The sequence below is a fragment of the Micromonospora arborensis genome, assembly GCF_003205615.1.
In the GTDB taxonomy this organism is placed as follows: Bacteria; Actinomycetota; Actinomycetes; order Mycobacteriales; family Micromonosporaceae; genus Micromonospora; species Micromonospora arborensis.
In genome coordinates this window covers 1-19,231 of the sequence record NZ_PYBV01000032.1, presented here as the reverse complement: position 1 = coordinate 19,231, position 19,231 = coordinate 1, and the positions used below count along the sequence as shown (strand labels likewise).

General features: G+C 64.9%; 17 protein-coding genes and 1 pseudogene. 13 read left to right on the top strand and 5 right to left on the bottom strand.

Annotated features, from left to right (window positions below; genetic code table 11):
• Positions 1-3 precede the first annotated feature (3 nt).
• Both C7C45_RS24185 and C7C45_RS24180 read left to right on the top strand, forming a co-directional pair.
• Positions 4-777, top strand: a complete 774-nt coding sequence (locus C7C45_RS24185; protein ID WP_110566000.1) for an SDR family NAD(P)-dependent oxidoreductase — start codon at positions 4-6, stop codon at positions 775-777.
• A 241-nt stretch (positions 778-1,018) separates the two neighbouring features.
• Entirely contained in the window at positions 1,019-1,393 is a 375-nt protein-coding gene (locus C7C45_RS24180) for a VOC family protein (protein WP_110565999.1), read from the top strand.
• Positions 1,394-1,433: 40 nt separating this feature from the next.
• Here the strand turns inward: C7C45_RS24180 and C7C45_RS24175 are convergent, their stop codons facing one another.
• Entirely contained in the window at positions 1,434-1,832 is a 399-nt protein-coding gene (locus C7C45_RS24175; RefSeq protein ID WP_110565998.1) for an integrase, read from the bottom strand.
• Between the two features lie 298 nt (positions 1,833-2,130).
• Between C7C45_RS24175 and C7C45_RS24170 the strand changes: the two genes are divergently transcribed.
• On the top strand, positions 2,131-2,970 hold the full coding sequence (locus C7C45_RS24170) for a ComEA family DNA-binding protein (protein ID WP_110565997.1): 840 nt from the start codon (positions 2,131-2,133) through the stop codon (positions 2,968-2,970).
• 87 nt (positions 2,971-3,057) lie between these two features.
• On the opposite strand, the gene C7C45_RS24165 is transcribed toward C7C45_RS24170, so the two are convergent.
• On the bottom strand, positions 3,058-3,510 hold the full coding sequence (locus C7C45_RS24165) for a hypothetical protein (protein WP_110565996.1): 453 nt from the start codon (positions 3,508-3,510) through the stop codon (positions 3,058-3,060).
• A 645-nt stretch (positions 3,511-4,155) separates the two neighbouring features.
• On the opposite strand from C7C45_RS24165, the pseudogene C7C45_RS24160 reads away from it, so the two are divergent.
• The 4 genes and pseudogenes from C7C45_RS24160 to C7C45_RS35900 all read left to right on the top strand — a co-directional run.
• Positions 4,156-6,318: pseudogene (locus C7C45_RS24160) on the top strand (ComEC/Rec2 family competence protein); the annotation flags it as partial.
• A gap of 60 nt (positions 6,319-6,378) precedes the next feature.
• Complete coding sequence (locus C7C45_RS24155) at positions 6,379-7,887, top strand: recombinase family protein (RefSeq protein WP_167454819.1); 1,509 nt, start codon at positions 6,379-6,381, stop codon at positions 7,885-7,887.
• 425 nt (positions 7,888-8,312) lie between these two features.
• Positions 8,313-9,266 carry an AAA family ATPase gene (locus tag C7C45_RS24150; RefSeq protein ID WP_167454818.1) on the top strand — a complete coding sequence of 318 codons (954 nt, stop codon included), beginning with the start codon at positions 8,313-8,315 and terminating at the stop codon, positions 9,264-9,266.
• 202 nt (positions 9,267-9,468) lie between these two features.
• Positions 9,469-9,834: an HNH endonuclease gene (locus C7C45_RS35900; protein WP_425271168.1), complete on the top strand. Its 366-nt coding sequence runs from the start codon at positions 9,469-9,471 to the stop codon at positions 9,832-9,834.
• Between the two features lie 728 nt (positions 9,835-10,562).
• Here the strand turns inward: C7C45_RS35900 and C7C45_RS24140 are convergent.
• Positions 10,563-11,351: a hypothetical protein gene (locus C7C45_RS24140; protein ID WP_110565993.1), complete on the bottom strand. Its 789-nt coding sequence runs from the start codon at positions 11,349-11,351 to the stop codon at positions 10,563-10,565.
• A gap of 55 nt (positions 11,352-11,406) precedes the next feature.
• Positions 11,407-12,081, bottom strand: a complete 675-nt coding sequence (locus tag C7C45_RS24135) for a recombinase family protein (protein ID WP_208641296.1) — start codon at positions 12,079-12,081, stop codon at positions 11,407-11,409.
• A 247-nt stretch (positions 12,082-12,328) separates the two neighbouring features.
• On the opposite strand from C7C45_RS24135, the gene C7C45_RS24130 reads away from it, so the two are divergent.
• The 5 genes from C7C45_RS24130 (at position 12,329) to C7C45_RS24110 (ending at position 17,522) form a co-directional block, all read left to right on the top strand.
• On the top strand, positions 12,329-13,609 hold the full coding sequence (locus C7C45_RS24130) for a hypothetical protein (protein ID WP_110565992.1): 1,281 nt from the start codon (positions 12,329-12,331) through the stop codon (positions 13,607-13,609).
• Complete coding sequence (locus C7C45_RS33725; RefSeq protein WP_146247402.1) at positions 13,606-14,739, top strand: hypothetical protein; 1,134 nt, start codon at positions 13,606-13,608, stop codon at positions 14,737-14,739. The genes C7C45_RS24130 and C7C45_RS33725 overlap by 4 nt, the downstream gene beginning before the upstream one ends.
• Positions 14,740-14,989: 250 nt before the next feature.
• Positions 14,990-16,171, top strand: a complete 1,182-nt coding sequence (locus C7C45_RS24120; protein WP_244200539.1) for a DNA cytosine methyltransferase — start codon at positions 14,990-14,992, stop codon at positions 16,169-16,171.
• Complete coding sequence (locus C7C45_RS24115; protein WP_110565990.1) at positions 16,164-17,018, top strand: GIY-YIG nuclease family protein; 855 nt, start codon at positions 16,164-16,166, stop codon at positions 17,016-17,018. The genes C7C45_RS24120 and C7C45_RS24115 overlap by 8 nt, the downstream gene beginning before the upstream one ends.
• Before the next feature lie 51 nt (positions 17,019-17,069).
• Positions 17,070-17,522 carry a very short patch repair endonuclease gene (locus tag C7C45_RS24110; protein ID WP_341866506.1) on the top strand — a complete coding sequence of 151 codons (453 nt, stop codon included), beginning with the start codon at positions 17,070-17,072 and terminating at the stop codon, positions 17,520-17,522.
• A gap of 13 nt (positions 17,523-17,535) precedes the next feature.
• Here the strand turns inward: C7C45_RS24110 and C7C45_RS33720 are convergent, their stop codons facing one another.
• Positions 17,536-18,114, bottom strand: coding sequence for a hypothetical protein (locus tag C7C45_RS33720; protein WP_146247401.1), 579 nt, complete (start codon positions 18,112-18,114; stop codon positions 17,536-17,538).
• A gap of 310 nt (positions 18,115-18,424) precedes the next feature.
• On the opposite strand from C7C45_RS33720, the gene C7C45_RS24100 reads away from it, so the two are divergent.
• Positions 18,425-19,072, top strand: coding sequence for a hypothetical protein (locus C7C45_RS24100; RefSeq protein ID WP_146247400.1), 648 nt, complete (start codon positions 18,425-18,427; stop codon positions 19,070-19,072).
• Positions 19,073-19,231 lie beyond the last annotated feature (159 nt).

The following is a 19,231-nucleotide window of genomic DNA, read 5'->3' as shown; positions in this document are numbered from 1 at the left end:
GCCGTGTCACCGTCCTGTGTGGTCACCGGGGGTGGCCGCGGTGTCGGCCGGGCCGTGGTGGAACGCCTGGTGGCGACCGGCGCCACCGTCGTCGTGTTGGAGCGCGACGCCGACGCGGTCGACTGGCTGGCCGGCCACCCGGCCGCCGACCGGCTCGTCGCGGTCATCGGTGACGCCGCCGACGAGCGGGTGGCCGAGCACGCCGCCGAACTGGCCGAACGCGCCGCGCCGCTGACCGGCTGGGTGAACAACGCGGCCGTGTTCCGCGACGCCACACTGCACTCCGCGTCGGCCGAGACGGTGCTGGACCTGATCGGGCTGAACCTGCGCCCGGCGGTGGTGGGCGCCGCGGTGGCCGTCCGCCGGTTCCTGGCCCGCGCCGCCGGCGGCGCGATCGTCAACGTCTCGTCGCACCAGGCCCGCCGGCCCGTGTCAGGCGCCCTGCCGTACGCGACGGCGAAGGCCGCCGTGGAGGGGCTGACCCGGGCGCTGGCCGTCGAGTACGGCAGGCACGGCATCCGCGCCAACGCCGTCGCGCTCGGCTCGATCGCCACCGAGCGGCACACCGAATTCCTGGCCGCCCAGGAGCCCGACCAGGCCCAGTGGATCGACGCCGAGCTGAATCGGCTGCACCCGGTGGGCCGTATCGGGCGGGTCGACGAGGTGGCAGAGGCCGTCGCGTACCTGCTGTCACCGGCGGCGAGCTTCGTCAACGGGGTGATCCTGCCGGTGGACGGGGGACGAGCCGTGCTCGGCCTCGACCCGGAGGCCCACTGACCGGCTCGCGCCGCACAGCTGATCCGGCTCCTTGTGTTAGCCTCCGTGCGCGCCCCAGATGGGCCTACCCCCCGGAGGTTCTGGCTACTTCAGCCACCACGCCGAGATTGACGCGATACACGCGTCTCTCGTGCGGGATCCGGGGCGTTGGCGCCCTTGGGGCTTTGTCATCGGTGTGGCTGGGTGAACGCTCGGGGCTTCCGGTCGGGTCTTCGGATCGACCGGGAAGAAGACGGTACGCATGACAGTCTCGTTCAACCACACCATCATCGCCAGCAAGGACAAGAACGCGTCGGCCGCGTTCTACCGGGAGCTGTTCGAGCTGCCGGAGGCGCCGTCGTGGGGGCCGTTCGTCAACATCCTGCTGGACGGCGGTGTGTTGCTCCAGTTCGCCGAGCCGCCGGTGGACATCCAGATGCAGCACTACGCGTTTCTGGTCGACGACGAGCTGTTCACCCGGTGCCTGGCGTTTGTCGAGGGGCGCGGAATCACCTACTGGGCGGACCCGCAACTGAAGCGGGAGGGGGAGACCAACACCGAACACGGCGGGCGGGGCTTCTACTTCTTCGACCCGGCGGGACACGCGATCGAGATCATCACCCGGCCGTACCTGTAGCGGGCCCGCCGGCCGGCGGACGCGGTTGGCCCGTCGGCCGTCAGCCTCGCTGCTGAGCCTCGTGGGTCGTGGGCTGCGCGCTCTCGCCCGGCCGTACGGGATCAGCCAGCAGGAAACCCGGCACCGTGAATGTGGCACCATGCTCGCGATCGGACAGCACGAACGTTCCGCCCCGCTGCTCTGGCTGCCAACCACTCTTCAGGCCGCAGATGATGACCGCCCGCACGTCGGCGGGTGTGGGGTAGCCGTTGTCGACAACGTACGGCCCGGGGGCCGACATCAGGTCCGCTTCGAGTTTCTGGCTGTTCTTGCCGCCGGCACCCCAGGCCCGAACGTAGACGGCCCGGTGGTAGAAGCCGTCGACCTGCACGTGGTGCAGCGCGGCGCGCCACGTGAAGGTGTGCCCGTCGATGTGTATCTGCCGTAGTCGAGCCCGCATCTGAGCCACCTCCGTGGTCGGATCAATCAAGATCGACGAGGTGCACTTTACTTCACACTCCCCAATGGACCGCCCGGATTTGTGCCTAGCGGACCTACGCCGCGCCCATGGGGGCCTTCGGCTTTCGTCGATGGACCAACCCCGTCCATCCGCAGCCTTGACCAGGCCAGACCAGGTCAACATGCTGACCCCTTAGCAAATCGAGGCTTGATCAGGTAGTTGTCCACAGTGAGGTCGGCTATCCACAGGGCGGTGCCGCGGCACCCAACCGTCTCGGCCGCCGCCATAGCGTCGCGCTGTGTCGCACGACGAGGAGACAGAGGTACGCCAGCGCCTGCGCCGGCTGACGGAGCCGGGTGTCGCACCGCTGCCCCGGCCGGAGGCGCCGCTCGGGGGCGTACCCCTGTTTGGTGTGCCGTCGTCCCTGGCTGGCGCGCCGCCTGCGGACGTGCTGTCCTCCCAGCCGGGCGCGCCGCTCGCGGAGACGGCGCCGGGCGGTCTTGCGTTCCCGACCGAGCCGCGGTTGCCTGTGCCCGGGGCGTTCGACCCCGGGCGGCGCGGTGTGCGGGCGTTGGCGGTCGTCGCCGTAGTAGTGGTGTTGGGCGCGGCCGGCTGGGCCTGGCGATCTCGGCCGCAGTCGGAAACGGTCGCCCCGCTGGTCGTCGACACCGCATCGGCCGCGCCGGCGGGCGACCCCAGCGCCTCCGGCTCCGGCGAGTTGGTGGTGGCGGTCGCGGGCAAGGTCCGCAAACCCGGTTTGGTTCGGCTGCCGGCCGGCTCCCGTCTCGCCGACGCGGTGCAGGCTGCCGGCGGCGCGCTCCCGGGGGTCGACGTGGCGCTGCTCAACCCCGCCCGCAAGGTCACCGACGGCGAGCTGATCGTGGTCGGGGTGACGCCACCGCCGGTACCGGCCGGGCCGCCCGGTGGTGCGGCTGCGCCCGCCGACGGGCCACTGAACCTCAACACCGCGACACTGGCGCAGCTCGATGCGCTGCCCGGGGTCGGGCCGGTGCTCGCCCAACGGATCCTCACCCATCGAGATCAGCATGGCGGGTTCAAGGCTGTCGGCGACCTCCGCCAGGTCGACGGGATCGGCGACGCACGGTACGAGCAGCTCAAGGATCTGGTGACGGTGTGAGCGGCGGCGCGACCGACCCGTGGGCCGGTGGTGACGGGCTGTTCGGGCGGCCGGCTTCTCCGGGCTAGCGAAGTGGACGACCGATCATCAAATTGCTTCAGCGGATAGCGATGCAATGGCGAAGAGCAACATGCCGGCGAGTCCAAGGGGCAACAGGACGAGGCCGGTCCAGAGGACCCAGGGGCCCCACCGAGAGTTCTTCCTCGAGAGGAAGACAGATGCGGCCCCGAACAGGAACAGGGCGAGGCTGATCACGCCGAATCCCCCGGCCCATGCCTTCAGTCGCGTCGTGGCCTCACCGCTGGCCGTCCTGGTCACTTCGACGACGCTGCCCGCGGCAACAACCTGATGAGTCTGTTCCCACGCCGTCGTCGGGGGTGATCCGGCATCCGTCGGGTCGAATCGCCCCTCGCACTTGTACGAATGGTTGCGTGTGGTGTGATCCCTGACGCACGACGTGATGGTCAGTTTGCCGGGCTGTCCCTCGATTCCCGCGCCGACCTTGAAATCCCCCCACACCCCGGACGCCAGGAAGATCACCCCGCCTAGGGCGAGCAGTAGGAGCGGGATCCGCCACAGATCCGAGAGACGCCCTTTCAAAAACCTCGACGGATAACTGGTGGAGGCGGGTGATCCCGTATCTGCCGACCGTCGGGATGCCTCCCGTACCCAGGACAGGTCAAGAAATAAGCTCGACCACATCCCCTTCCCAGCGGTGTCGCGAACACCCAATCTCTCGTCGGCGGACCGTCGGTCGTCGGCGGCCCTGGCATGACGCCCGGTCCGTGGCTGGTCTAGTGACCCTCGGTCGCTGGCGTCCGTGGCATCACGCGGGGTTCGTTCACGCACCAGCCCGACTGTAAACGATCATGTCTTCCGGGGCAGGCGACGGACTCCCTGCGGTCGTTCGTATCGCCTCAGGCAGCACGCGGAGGCTTACCGCTTCCTCCCGGCAGGGCCCGTAGCAGATTTGAGCATGATCAGGGCGTTGTCCACAGGCGGGTCGGCTGTCCACAGGCGAGGGACGGTCGGCGGCGCGGCCGGTCGACCCCGCCTACCGTCCGGCTGGTGTCCGATGACGACGAGACGAGGGCGCCGGAGCGACCGACGCGGCTCCTCGGTGGTGCGGCGGCTCGTCCCGCACTGCCGGTGGAGGTCGGTGTTGCCGCACCGGGCGACGCCTCGGTGGCGGATCCGCCACCGAGTGAGTCGGACAGCCGGAGGGCACCGCTGGATCTGCGACTTGCCGGCGTGGCGGTGGCGACCTGGCTCTCCGCCCTTGCCGTGCTCCACCTGTCGGTCCGGAGCGGGGTGTTGATCGCGTTGGTGGCGGGGGCCGCCGCGCTGGCGCTGGCCGCACACCTCAGCCACGGTGCTCGCCGCTCGGTCGTGGTGCGGTTCGGCTGGATAGCCGTCGCCGTCCTGCTCGGCGTGGTCTGCGGCAGCGCGGCGACCGCAGCCCGGCTGGCCGTACGGGACGCGGCGCCACTGGCCGAGGTGGTCCGGTCCGGTGCCTCGGTCACCGCCCGGCTGGTTGTCCGCGACGACCCCCGGCAGGTGTCCGGGGCACCCGGTCGGCCAGCGATGCAGATGTTCTCCGCCACACTGTCCTGGCTGAGCGAGCCAGGAACGCGGCGGATCGAGACACCGGCCAGGATCCTGGTGCTGGCCAGCGGTCCGGGCTGGCGGGATCTGCTGCCCGGGCAACGACTTAACGCCACCGGCCGGTTGGCGGCGCCTCGGGGCGGTGACCTGACCGCCGCCGTCCTGTCGGTTAACAGCGCGCCGGTCCGATTGGATGAGCCCCCGTGGGTGCAGCGGGCTGCCGGATCGCTGCGCGCCGGGTTGCAACGCGCCTGCCTGCCGTTGGCCGACGAGCCGGGTGGGCTGTTGCCGGGATTGGTGGTGGGCGACACGAGCCAACTGCTGGCGGCCGTCGAGGACGACTTCAAAGCAACTGGACTGACACACTTGACGGCGGTTTCTGGCTCAAATGTGGCAATTGTGGTAGGAGCGGTGCTGTTGCTGGCCCGGTGGGCGCGGGCCGGCCCGTGGCTCGCCGCCGTGCTCTGCGGAGTGGCGCTGGTCGGCTTCGTCATCCTGGTCCGCCCGTCGCCGAGCGTCGTACGGGCCGCGACGATGGGGGCGATCGGGCTCGTCGCGCTGGCCGCCGGTCGTCCACGAGCCGCGCTGCCCGCGTTGGCCGCTGCCGTCATCGTGCTGGTGCTGGCTGACCCGGAGTTGGCCGGCGACGCCGGGTTCGCGCTCTCCGTGCTGGCCACCGGCGGTCTGCTGATGCTCGCACCCCGCTGGCGGGACGGGCTGCGGCGGCGGGGCGTCCCGCCCGGTCTGGCGGAGGCGTTGGCCGTGCCGGCGGCCGCACAACTGGCCTGCGGTCCGGTAGTCGCCGGCATCTCCGGCACGGTCAGCCTGGTGGCGGTGCCGGCCAACCTGCTGGCGGTGCCGGCCATCGCGCCGGCGACCGTGCTGGGCGTCCTGGCGGCCGCGGTGTCGCCGATCTGGCCGGCTGGTGCCGAGTTCGTCGCCTGGCTGGCGAGTTGGCCGGCCTGGTGGTTGGTGGTCATCGCCCGTCATGGCGCGCGGCTGCCAGGTGGGACCCTGCCGTGGCCAGGTGGGGTGCCGGGTGCCCTGCTGCTGACCGTGTTGACCGTCGCGCTGTTGGTCGCGGTGCGCCGGCCACTCGTACGGCGACTGGTGGCGGTGGTCGGCGTCGCCGTGGTGCTGGGCGCCCTCCCGGTGCGGTTGGTGGCCGCCGGCTGGCCGCCAACGGGTTGGGTGGTGGTGGTCTGCGCGGTGGGCCAGGGCGATGCCGTGGTGCTACCGGCCGGCCCCGGACGTGCCGTGGTGGTGGACGCCGGGCCGGAGCCAGGGGCGGTGGACGGTTGCCTACGTCGGCTCGGCGTACGGGAGGTGCCGCTACTGGTGATCAGCCACTTCCATGCCGACCATGTGGGCGGAGTGGCCGGGGTGTTCCAGGGTCGACGGGTGGACGCCGTGTTGATGCCCTCGACAACCGATCCGGATAGCGGCGGGGATGTGGTCAGAGCCGCGGCGACCGACGGGCGGGCCTCGCTGCTGACCACCGTGGCCGGTGCACGCCATCCGATCGGTGGGGTCGACCTACTGGTGCTCGGCCCGCCGTACCCGCTGGCCGGTACAAGATCCGACTCGAACAACAACTCGCTGGTGTTGAGCGCCTCGGTGGCCGGGGTGCGGATCCTGCTGCCCGGCGACGCGGAGACCGAGGAACAGCACGCGATATTGGCGCGGGCGGCATCCGGCCAGTTGCGGGCGGACGTGTTGAAGGTCGCCCATCACGGTTCGGCGTAGTGTCGGATGCTACCTTACTTTCCCCCTCCACCCCAAGCAGCAGACGGAGCAGCAGCGATGCGAGCGGCAATCTACCTGCGGATTTCGAAGGACAAGAGTGGCGAAGCGGAGGGTGTCGAGAGGCAGGCAGAGGACTGCCGTGCTCTGATCGATGTCAAGGACTGGACGCTGGTCGAGACGTACACCGACAACGACAAGTCGGCCACCTCTGGTCGCCGTCGGCCAGACTTTGAGGCGCTGCTGCAAGCCGTTGAGCGGCAAGCCGTTGACGTCATCGTGTCTTGGAACGCCGACCGTTTGTACCGCACCCCAGCGGACAGGCTGAGGGTGGTGGAGGCATGTCGGGAGCACGGCGTCTCGCTTCACCCTGTGCGTGGTACCGGGATCGACATGACTACCCCGAATGGCCGGATGCTCGCCGGCATGCTCGGCGAGATGGCGTGGGCGGAAGTCGAGAACAAGAGCGATCGGCAGCGGCGTGCCAACCGGCAGGCAGCAGACAAGGGGAAGCCGTGGATGACAGGCCCCCGTCCGTTCGGTTATGACCGACGAGACGGCAACCTGCTGCCGCATGAGACTGAGGCCCCGTTGGTGCGGGACGCGTTCGCTCTCATCACCTCGGGTGCGTCGCTCAACTCGGTAACCAAGATGCTCAACCGGGCTGGTGCCCGAACCAGCCTCGGCAACGAGTGGCGACACAACAATGTCCGGGTGATGCTGCTCAACCCCCTGTACGCCGGTCTGCGGGCGTACGCCGAGATGCCTCCGCTCGGATCGAAGCTGTCCGCTCGGTCACGTCCGCCCGTCGAGAAGCGGAAGTTAACTCCGGGTACGTGGGAGGCGTTAGTTCCCGAGGACGTGTGGAGGGCATCGCTAGCCGTGCTGCGCGACCCTGCGCGGACGACCAACGTCGGCAACTTCTCGGCGGTGCGGCACCTCGGTAGCAACCTGTTCCGCTGTGCTCGCTGCGAGGACCAGCTTGGCACGGAGGCCGACGCCAAGCGGAGCGGACAGCCTGTGATGGGCGTCAACTACACCAACCCTCGCCGGAGCGGCGAGCAGGGGCACCGGATTTACAAGTGCAAGCGTTGCCACGCCAGCAGGCGAGCTGACCCGATCGATGAGTTCGTGGGGAAGGTGTTCGCTGCCCGGCTTGATAGGGACGACATTGCCGACCTGGTCGCCGTTGAGGCAGAGAGTGGCCCAGATGTAGCTGGCCTGCGGCGCGAGGCTGGCGAGCTGCGGGCTCGGCTCGATGTGCTTGTCGAGATGTTCGGTAAGGACGAGATGACACGGGATCAGTTCACCTCGGCGAACCGACGCGCGCGGGACCGGCTTGCCGAGGTTGAGGGTCAGTTGACTGACGCGGGCAGGGGGGACGTTCTGGCCGGTCTGCGTGGCCCTGGGGCGGGGCAACGTTGGCTCACCGCGGATGACATCCAATGGAGGCGAGCCGTACTCGCAGCTTTGGTTGAAGTGGCCTTGAATCCGGCCAAGTCTGGCAGGCCGAAGAAGGGCGAGCAGTTGGACCCAACGACTGTCGAGTTTCGGTGGCGGCAGTTCTGACGGCAGTAAACGGTGAAGCCGGAGGTGTTGCAAACCGTGCGAGAATCAGCGGGGCGAGGGCCTGTTGGCGTTAGTTAGACTGCTCAGAGTGGGCCCGTAGCGGGGGACAAGCCAAGTTGTTTAAACGGGCCCAATGGGCCCGTTTCCCGTCTCTACCGCAGTAAGCCGTTTAAACGTCACCTCTGCCAGTAGGAGGCCAGCCTGTCCACGAACAAAGGCCGCGCATTGAATCGCGGCGGATCAATCATGCCCAGAAACGCTGAGTGGGAGGAGTGCGTCAGGCGCATCGCTGATGCTGCCCCGCCCCTCTCGCCTGAGCAGCGGGCGCGGCTAAGAGGGCTGTTCGGGAGGGCCCATTAGTAACCATGCCCTACCACTCCGTTGAGACGTTTAATTAACCCCGCCAAAAAAGGAGGTCCCTGAAGGTGGTGGCTCTTAAGCCCGCTTCTTACTGGAAGAGATTGGATGACGAAACACCGTCTTTCGTGATTGATGGCCTAATTCACTCTGACGCCACCATGGTTACCGGCAAGCCGAAAGCTGGAAAGACCAATCTGACGGCGGCGATGGTTTCCGCTATCGCCAACGACCAGCCGACTTTCCTTGGCCGGAAGGTCAACACCCACGGCACCGTGGTAGTGGTGTGCACTGATCCCGGGGAAGCCAAGAAGTGGGGCCGCCGTGCGTTCAACTACGGGTGCGTCAATCGCGTGTTCGTAGCTTCGTTCGCGGATGTTGAATGGGACACCTTCATCCCGGAGGTTGTCGCGGTAGCGCCGGCTCTTTTCGTGTTTGACAACATCCTTGGTGCCACCACGGGGAACAGTAACCAGGGAGAAGGGGCGAACGAGGTTCTGACCTATCTCGACCGGGTGATTGCCAAAGGCATCCCCACGTTGGCGCTACACCATGCCGGTAAAGATTTCATGAACTACACGCCCCGCGGTCCGATGGGTCACACCAAGTATGCCGCTTGGATGCGGCATAACGTCGATGTGCTGAAATCCGGCGATGGGACCCTGTCCCTCGCGATCAACGGCAACGAGAGTGCCGACGTGGCCTTGTCTGTCGGAGTCACCTACCACGGGGACACCCTCACAGCCTCTTACGAGGTGCTGCGGGCGCAGACCAAGGAGGATAAGCGACCCCGCGGAGCCGACACCAGGAAGCGTCGGCGAGGGCTGTTTGAGGAAGTAGCAGGAAATTCTACTTACATGAACGCCGCTAGCAAGGCCGAGGTGGGCCGGCTGCTACACAGCTCCGACCCCGAGCGTTGGCCCTCTGAGCAGGCCGCCAGGGTCGCGTTCGATCGAGCGGCTAGGGCCGTGCGTGGGGTGTACGTCAACGACAAGGGCTGGACTGCTCCCGAGGCTGCCTGAACAGGGTGAACGCCTGAACCCCTTCCCTTTAACCCATCCCGTCCGTGTTCACTCTTGACGGGCGGCTTGGAGGGCCGCCCTTTCTCCCTTGGTGGATTGAAAAGACAGGGTTAATAGTTGTGATGGGCCCGGTGTCTCCGGGCCCTGTCTACTCCACTAACAGTTGACTTCCTTGTCGTCGTTGGCTGCGACGTCAAGTTAATTGCCACAACGGCATAGAGGATCGGCGACCAGCCGATCCGTCTGGGGAGGTTCTTTGTCCTTTACAAGCTGCACCAGGTGCAAGCGGCTGATTCCGCTTGGCACCGGCACTCGTTGCCCTGGCTGCAAACCCAAGCGTGTCCATACGCTGTCAGCGTCTCGGCGTGGCTACACCAGCGAGTACCGCCGTAACCGGGCCGTAGTCCTGGCGGACGCACCTGCGTGCACCCTGTGCCGGCGTAGGCCCGCAACGACGGCGGATCACATTGTGCCGCTCAGCAAGGGCGGGACGAACCAACTTTCGAACCTGCGGCCCGCGTGCGGGCCCTGCAACTACGGCAGGGGCAACCGCGGCTACCACCGATAAACGTTGTTGCGGAGGCCGCTTAAGCTGCCCATGTGGACTCTGTTGTTTCGCGAACCGCAGACTGGGGTGACATCCCGGCCTGGATAAGCGCCATGGGCTCCCTCGGCGCTCTGATTGCCGCTGTCGCGGCTTCGTTGATCGCACGGCGCATCTACCGGATCGAGTCTGAGCGCGACCAACGCGCCGAGGACGAACGGCGGGAACGTCGAGAGGACGCGTTACGAATTCAGGCGGGCAGAGTGTCCGCGTGGATTGTCGTTAAACGCCCTTTCCCCAATCCCACCGTCCCCCTCTACCTGACGGCTCAGGTTCGGAACGCCTCGGAACTGCCAGTTTACGACTTTGAGCTGCAGCTCTTGACGACCGACAGCGAGGGAAACACTCGACGCCTTGCCTCAATAGAGAAGGATACCTTACCGCCTAATGCGAAACCTTGGGAATTCAGGCCCACAAACGAGCTGCGTAACGCAGTCATGGTCACTGATGACAATGCGAATGCGCGTGCCACTATCTCGTTTAGAGACGCAAGCGGGATCCGGTGGAAACGGGATGCTTCTGGGCACCTAGAGATGCTGGGGAGGTAATAGCTAGATTGTTCCTGCCTTACTGGGCGGGGGAGGGGTCAAAACTTCACTCCTCCCCTTCCCTGGACCCATCGAATTAGGCGCGTGCGTGTCTCGGGGGTGGCTCCGACTTTGTGGGAATGTAAATAAATGGAGACGCAATTCTTAATGGAACTCCGGCGGCCAGCCACCGGAAGTCTCCTGACGTAAGAGTTGTTGGATCGCCGGGCTGGCCCAGAGCGCACGCACCGTTTGGGCCGGCTCCCGGGCCTCGTTGTCGCTGGCGGCACTCTCCAGCACAAGCTTCGGAAACCGTGTGAGGGAGTGCAGGGTTAGGCCGGCTGAGGCTTCCGCCAAGGGCTCCACCCGCTGACCACCTACAGCCTGCGCATCAGCCCGCTGCTCCGCGGTCGCCTGTTCAATGGCGACTTTCCTGGCAGTCGTCAACGGCTGCGGAACAAGCCCAAGCACTGGATCATCCACGGTGCGGAAGCGCGCGATGTAAGACCAGGGCAACATCGTGAGCGGGTCACGGTCACCCTCGTTGCTGTCTCCTAACAGCCATCCAACGATGCGGGCTCGTTCTCGCCCAAGGACTTCTTGGTCCTCGGGGTGCTTCTGAGCAAGGGCCGCTAGTTGGGTTAGCTCTTCACGAAGCTTGGCGTTGTCCGGGGCCGGGTGCTCGATGGCGTGGAGTCGGCTGAGAAGCAGCTCCCCGCGTTCGTTCCGGTAGGCGCGGGTCGTGATGATGTCCATGGAGAGCTGATCAAGCAGCTTCTGCTCGTCCTCGGAGAGGGCGGGCAGCCGTTCCCGGAGGGCCTTGTCCTGGCTCCGCCACTCTGCGATTGGCAGAAGGCCCTCGTTCGCCTGTTGGCGCAACGCCCTCAGCTTGTCGATCGACTCGACTGGCCAACCGAAGAGCGTGTTTGCTTCCATCGCAGCCTGAACATCCACGCCGAGAGTATGCCCGGCGTGACTGACGTCGGCGGTACGCCACACTCCGCCGCTGCTACGCGGTCACAGGCTCTTGAGAGCCCAGAACAGCCCGCACCGTCGAGGGGTACCACCCCTTGCCCCCCTGAGCCGTTGGGACGCCCTCGGCATTCAGCTCACGGGCGATGCCAGCGAGACTCTTGCCGGCAGCGGAGTCAGCGATGATGCGGCTCCGAACCTCGGTCGGCAGAGACGCCGGACGACCGAGACGAACCCCGGCCGCCTTCTTGGCGGCCAGCCCTTCCTTGGTGCGCTGACCAATGATGCGTCGTTCCCACTGAGCGGCAGACGCCATGACGGAAGCGAGGAATTCACCCGCCGGGGTCGATAGGTCGATGCCGAGATCAAGGGCAATCAGGTTCCACCGCTTGGCGCGAGCCCTGTCCATCAGGGCCGCGAAATCGATCAGGGACCGGGACAGCCGGTCCAGCTTGGCGACCACCAGTGTTTCAGCCTGCCGAGACTCAATCAGCTCTAACGCCTCCGCCAAGCCGGGGCGACCCTCAAGCGACTTCCCCGAAGCTGCCCTGTCTTCTTTCCAATCCACGATGGTCCAGCCCCGCCGGTCCGCTTCCGCCTGGATGGCCGCCCGCTGCGCCGCGAGTCCGGCACCGGACTCCGCCTGCTCCTCGGTCGAGACTCGGACGTAGGCAACAACGGTGTTCGCGGGGGCGTTCTTTACTCGGGCCACGCGATGATCATACAGCAAAGGTCGGTTTGCTGTATGACGCAGGTGATGGCTCTGGGTTGACTGCCGCCTTCTGGATGTCCCATGCCGCACCACCTGACGAAGGTCGCTTCGCGATCCCTCTGGTTCTCTCGCCCCTTCTCCGTGATCGCGTCCCAGCTCACTTCCCAGCTCGTGCCGCGCCTGCGAGAATCTCGGAGCTTGAAGCTGCGGCGTCGGCAATTCTCCGATTTGGGCCAAGGGGCAACGTATGGACCGATTTGATGAGGGCTTGCGGTGTCAGGACGTACACGCAGGGCTGCGCAACGTAGATCCCAACTCCGGGACCCTCACGCCCCTCGCTGAGACCCAACTCATCGGCATGGCTGCTAGCCTTGCGGCCCTCATCCGAGGGCAAGAAATCATTCCTGATGCGCAAGCTCTGCGCGCCGTCGCGGCCGAACAACTTGATGTAAACCAGTTTGCCTTTGATCAAGTGATCGCAGTGCTGGCCGAAGTCGAGTTTGTTGAAGGCGTACAGAGGGCGGGCGGGCGAATCACGCAATTTACGGAGAGCGTTCCGTACTACGACAACCTCTACGCCATCCTTGGGGAGGCATGGCGGGATCGCACGCCCACGGAGCTAGAGCAGCAGATGGTGCTCCTGGTTGATAACCTAGCCGAGTCGCCGCTCCCACTTGACGAGGTGGCCGACAGAGTCGGGTTGGACGCGGCTGATTTGCCCAGACTCCTTGAGGTAGGCGGACACGCTGAACTCGTCAAGACCATACCGCTACTTGACGGTGATGTAATCTATTCCCCATTCTTCGGGTTCGAGAACCCTGAGCTTGTTGGGGAACTCGTACGAGATCATGGCCCCGAGCAGTTGGCACTAGCCTTCGCTTCATTGCGTGCTGAGCAGGGGATGCCAGTGACCCAGGCGGAGCCCTTGCTTCAAGATGCAATTGCTCGCGGCCTTCTTCTAGCTCCTTCGGTTGAACTTCCTAATGGAATGGTTCAGCCATTCGCGGCGCTTCCCTACACCCTAGATCGCGAACTGCTTAGAGGTCGGAAACCTGTTTTAGACAAGGCGTTGGCCGTTCTGGCATGCCTTCGATGCGGCCAACATTTCGGCGGCGCGACGAGCCTGGCCGCAGCCGCGCTTGTTAACGTAATCGACAAGCTCCTCGACCCCAACCGAGGCTTCCTAGTTCCCCACAGTTCCCACGCCCGGCAGTACCGATTGATGCATTCAGCGGGGTTGCTCGCGTTCGACCCGGACATCCTGCCTGGCGGAAAATGGGTGACCCCGCGCTTCATCGATACCCCGGATAATCGAGAAGCCTTGCAAATCGCCCGTGACCTCCTCCTGTACGGGGAGCCGGTCGAGGGTCGTGTTGGCGACGAGCAGGCCCGCGCCGCCCTAATCATCGGGCAGCCCTTCGCGGCACCCATGCAGACGGTCTCTCGACTGAGGGGCAAGGCGGGCGCATCGCCGAAGCAGTGGCAGGCGGTAGTAGACGCCGCGCTTGGACGGGGGCGCGTCGCATGAGCGAGTTCGACCTCGGCCTAAAGGTGGCGTCACGTCGGCTTCTGTGGAGGATGGGCTACAGCACCAGGCTGGACGTCAAATTGCGCGGGGCTTGGAGTGCCGTCACAGAGGCAGGGCAACAGGCGGGCGGCCGTCGCCGTAGTAGTGAACCGGAGTCGTTCACTGACTTAGACGTGCTCGGGCTATCCATGGCAAGCGGGTCGAGGCTGCATAGCGCAATTGTAGACTGCAAGACCTCGGCCAAGGGATCCACGTCGCGCATGTTCTGGGTGCGCGGAGTGGCTGACTTCTTCGCTGCGGACGACGCCTACATGGTGCGTGACACCGTAGTGTCCGATGCTGCTCGACAATTGAGCAGCCGCCTTAGAATCACCGCTCTAACCAGCAAGGACCTGAGTCAGTTAGAAGGGATCCATCCATCTGATCTGGCTCTAGACGTCGCGCCCCTCTCGTGCCTCTTCGACAAGGAGAGCGCTGCCAAAGTGCTAGCCGCTTTCGACGGCTTAGGGGAGAAACTGAAACCCCTCTTGAACTATCGTGATTTCAACTATTGGCTGTATGAAGAGCACCGCAACCCGATCCAGTTGGTCGAGCATCTCCGCGCGGCCGCCAAGGCACTCGAGCCCCGCAATCCGAGGCACCTCGCCTTGCTGTTGGATCTCACGTGGCTGTATCTACTTACACTTTGTCACGCAGTCCATGCGATTCGATCCGCTCATGTTTCGGATCCCGACAGAGGGCTGCAGGAATACCTTTTTGGAGGAGCCGTAGGGCTTCGCGAAAAACAAGAGTTGGCTCGACTGCTGGCCGAACTGCGAAGTTCCGGAGCCATACCCAACGAGACCCACGTTGATCCTCTGCCCGCCTACTACCCGAAGCTACGCGAGTTGCTGACGCGAATCATGCTTCGGCCGAGCAGTGTGCTACCGGCCCTCCGTCTGCTGGAGCTCCTGAGTGCCATCACCGCCCTTGGCGAGCGGACTGAGCCGGCGGACCTGGGCAACCTGTACGACCCACTCGCGGCCAAGCAAGCGGCCGACGTCGTTGGATTCTTGGTGGGAACAACGGGGCTGGACGCGGGTTTTCGGGCCCGGGCTCGTTCGCTCCTGCTCGGGGAGCCTGTCAGTTGAGGCTGGCCCGATGCCCTGCGTCCGTTGGGCCGGGCCTGCGAGCGTCGCGGGTGCTCCCTGGTCACAGCGAGCGAGAGTGGTCGATGAAAGGGGTAGATGTCCGAAGCACAGCCAGGACGAGTCCCCCTCCAGCCAGACTCCGACCGACCTCGGCGGGACGGAGCGGCCGGGGCCGGGGCGGGCGACGGAAGTGTGCGACACCGACCACGGAGGATCGACCTGCGCCGGGATTTGACTTAGGGTCGCCAGGGTGAAGATCGCGCCAACGCTGAAGAGTGTTCCTACAGACCCAGACACCTCCAAGCCCACAGCCGCCGAGTTCTTCGCCGGCATCGGCCTTGTGCGCCTTGGTCTGGAGCAGGCCGGCATCAGCGTCGTGTGGTCCAACGACATCGAGCCAGCCAAGGAAGAGATGTACCTCGGCCACTTCGGCAAGGGCGAGGGTCACGTCTTCAGGCCGGGTGATGTTGGCGAGGTCAAGGGCAGCGACATGCCGCCAAGGCTTGATCTGGCTTGGGCTTCCTTCCCCTGTACCGATCTCTCCCTAGCGGGGTGGCGTCGAGGGCTCAGCGGAAGCGAGTCATCGACTTTCTGGGGCTTCACCAACGTTCTGAGGGAGATGGGGAAGGATGCTCGTCCGCCCGTCGTCGCTCTTGAGAACGTGGTTGGTTTCGCCACCAGCCACGGGGGCGAAGACTTGGCGACCGCCATCCGGGAGCTCAACGATCTTGGCTACTCGGCCGACGTGTTGACCCTCGACGCGCGACGCTTCGTGCCGCAGTCGCGGCCCCGGCTCTTCGTCGTCGGGGCCCTGAACCCGCCAGCGGACGAGCCGGTTCCCAACAGCGAGCTTCGCCCTGACTGGCTTCTCGCCCCCTTTGGTGACCCTTCTCTGAAGACCCACCGGGCCAAGCTCCCCGCGCCGCCCCCTCCCCTCACCTCGGGGCTCTCTGACCTTGTGGAGCAGGTGGGTCCTGACGGCTGGTGGGAGGACAAGCGTCGGGAAGCTTTCATCGCCTCCCTGTCGCCGATGCAGGCAGAGCGGCTTGAGAAGTTGAAGGCCCAGAAGAGTTTGACTTACCGGACGGCCTACCGCCGGACGCGGAAGGGCAAGCCGACTTGGGAAATCCGCCCCGACGACATCTCTGGATGCCTGCGTACTGCCCGCGGTGGGTCGTCTAAGCAGGCGGTAGTGGAAGTGGGTGAGGGAGCCGTCCGCGTGCGATGGATGACCCCGCTTGAGTACGCGCGCCTGATGGGGGCCGGGGACTACACGCTTAACAACCTCCGAAGCAACCAGGCCCTCTTTGGCTTCGGGGACGCCGTATGCGTTCCGGTGGTGTCGTGGCTGGCAGAGCACTACCTGGTGCCTCTTCTGCTGGGGAAGTTGCAGACGCGTACCGCGCCTGAACTGGCAGTCGTTAATGGCTAACGCCAAGCGGCCGGCCAAAAAGAGGAAGCCGGCCAAAAACAAGCTACCAGCAACTTCTGTTCGTGATTTTCGCGGCCTATTGGAAGACGCGCTTTCAGCGACTGACGACCATGGGCGCAAGTGGTCTGACGCACGCTGGGGCGTCTATGCCTTCTATGACTATGACGGCGAGCCTATCTACGTCGGACAGACCAACGAGAAACTCCGCACACGTATCCGGCGGCATCTGACGAACCAGCGGACCGATGCCGTCGCAATGAGGATTCTCGACGTCTTCGAGGTTGCGGAGATGCGACTGTGGCCCCTGTGGGAGTACGAGGGGCTGACGAAGAAGGACGACGAGGAGGGTTACGAGGCGGCAAGAACGCGGCTTGATGCCGTGGAGTATTCGGCTTATCTGGAGGCGATCAAGGAAAGCCGCTTCCACGCGATCCTCAACGAAAAGATTCCTCCGTTATCTGATCGAACCGAACTGCCGCCGTCTGAGAGCTTTTCCTTGATCAGCGAAGACACGCGCAGGGAGCGGGGTCACCCAGATGTGCGTATCGCGCGCCGGGCCGAAACCATCGCTCGGCTTGCCGCGGTCGCTCATGAACGCGGGGAAGTGTCGGAGGGACTGCGAAGAGTTTTGGTGATCCAGGCGGTACGCCTGGCCTACATCTCAGCTGTTCGCCTCGCATACGTTGAGGGACGACCAGAGCCGTCAGCTTCGGCGATCAACGTCGAGGGCCTCGTTGGCACTGTTCTGTACGAACCCTCCGACCCGCGGGGACGGAAGGACAAGGATGAGTCAGAGGCCGAGGAAGAAGCTGAGAACGAAGAGAGCGGCGGCTCAGCAAGCGGATAGGCCAGTGAAACGCTGTTCGGTTACCAGCCGAAGCGCGTCGGGTATTACCACATGTCTATGGTAGAAGGTGACATGTCCAACAGGTCTTGGGCATCCACCCCGGCTGTCCGGCGTTCCATGCAGTCGAACCGCAGCCGTGACACCAAGCCTGAACTGCTACTGAGACGAGCCCTGCACGCTCGTGGTCTTCGTTATCGAGTCTGCACTAAGCCGCTACCTGACCTCCGCATGAAGGCTGACATAGTGTTTCGGCCGGCCCGGGTGGCGGTGGAAGTCCGCGGCTGCTTTTGGCATGGCTGCCCGGAGCACCACCGCAAGCCGACGGCTAATAGCGAATACTGGACCGCCAAAATCTCTCGGAACATCGCCCGGGATAGAAAGAATGAAAAGCTTCTCAGTGAAGCTGGTTGGCTGCTCATCGCTGTATGGGAACACGAAGGCCCTGCCGATTCTGCTGCTCTGATTGCTGAAGTCGTTGGCAGACGACGGGGTGGATCACCATAGCTGTCCCAGATTTCTAGCCGCTGGTGCGCTTACCCTTTCCTTCGGCTGTCTCAACATCCTCAATTACGATCTTCAAGCTCTTCTTGATCTCGTCCTGCACTGCGCGCCTTAACTTGGTCACTTTGTCGATAAGTTCGTTCCCCCGGGTTTCCAGCTCCTCCGGCGTCCTGCCGTTCAGTTCTGACATGTCGATCGTGAAGAAAGATGTCAACATGTACAGCCCGCGAACCTTTCCCATCACTGTCTCGGGCGCTAACAGCTCGGACTTCGTCTCCGCATCATAAATCTCGTTGACCAATTCCTCTAACCTGTCCTGGTCGCCCTTCGTTAGTGTGGTTCTTCCCACAAGCGGGAATGGCCTAACCCGCCTCGCCAGAGTCGTCCAACGTTCTACGCTGCCAAGTAGCGAGGAGTAAGCAGCCAAGCGATCGTGGTGCCAGCGTGCCTCGTCTTCACGGTTCCATTGTTCTTGCCGTTCTTGCCGTTCCCGTTCCCACGTCTGATCTCGCAGGGAGACCTGGCGGTCCCACTGCTGCTTCTCTCGGCGCGATGTGAGCATGTGGCTGACCAGAGCGGCGACTAGAGCGCTCACTAGCCCGACGATGGCGATGACGAAGGGAACCCATGCAGGGGTTTCCGCTTGGCCAACAGGTTGCGGTGGCGGTGCGGGAACGGATGTCGTTGCGCCTACGACCGGGGGACTTGCCGTAGTGACCGGCGACGGCGAGGGGGTCTGCATCAGCACAGCATCGCGTAGCGTGACCCTGCTCGCCATCCTCACCGCAAGCCGTCGTGGGTGCCGTTCGCTCGTAGCTGCGTAGATCGATCACTCTCGGTACGCTGCTGCTGAGTTCGTGGTTAGGCGCGGGATTGGAATGCTGGGTTCGCAGGCAGGAGGCGGGATGAAGCTGGCGGACTGGGTTGCGATCTACGGCGCGTTGGTGGCAACCGCCGTGGCGGCCTGGCAGGGCATCACGTACTGGCAGGATCGGCGGCCGAAGCTCCTAGTGCGGATCAGGACCACTCTCGATCTCACTGAGGATGGGCGCTACGACCTCTTCATGGAAGCGATTGAGTCGGCGAGTGCGGCACTGTTTGCACGGGTCATACGGCTGGAGCTTACGATCGTGAATGTGGGCCGCGGGAAGGTCCACCTTTACGACATGACGCTCTACCAGACAAGCCCACACCTGGCGTTCGAGCTCAACGCCTCTGCCTCCTTCCCCCGCTGGATCGAGCCCGGTGAGGCGATCGTGATCGTGCCCCTGCCAGAGGACATGGCTGGCGTTGACCTCACAGCCGACGCGATTGTGCGTGTGACCACCTCTACCGGCCAAGAATTCCGCGAAGAGATCCGTGGATTTGATGCTTCCGTGGCTCGGGCGATGAGGTCTGGCCTGATGGACGAAGCCCTCCTCGGGGACTTGCAAGCCATCGTCGATGCAAAGCGGTTGCACTCGGAGGCAGGGCTACCCGAAGGTCCTGAGGAGACATCGGGCGAGGAAGGAAGCCTGTCTGCTCCGGCTCTCCCCGAAGGTGGCAGCCGTTGAAGGCCAAGGGGTTGCAGGGACTTTAGCGTCGTTCGTCGTCGCTTGCCTTATAACTGCGCTCGAGTCATAGCGGCGGGTGCCGGGGGCCACTGCCCCGGCTACCGGGCCCATACCTCGTCGGCGAGGCATGGGCCCGGCCGGTCACGTCCGCGCTGGTGG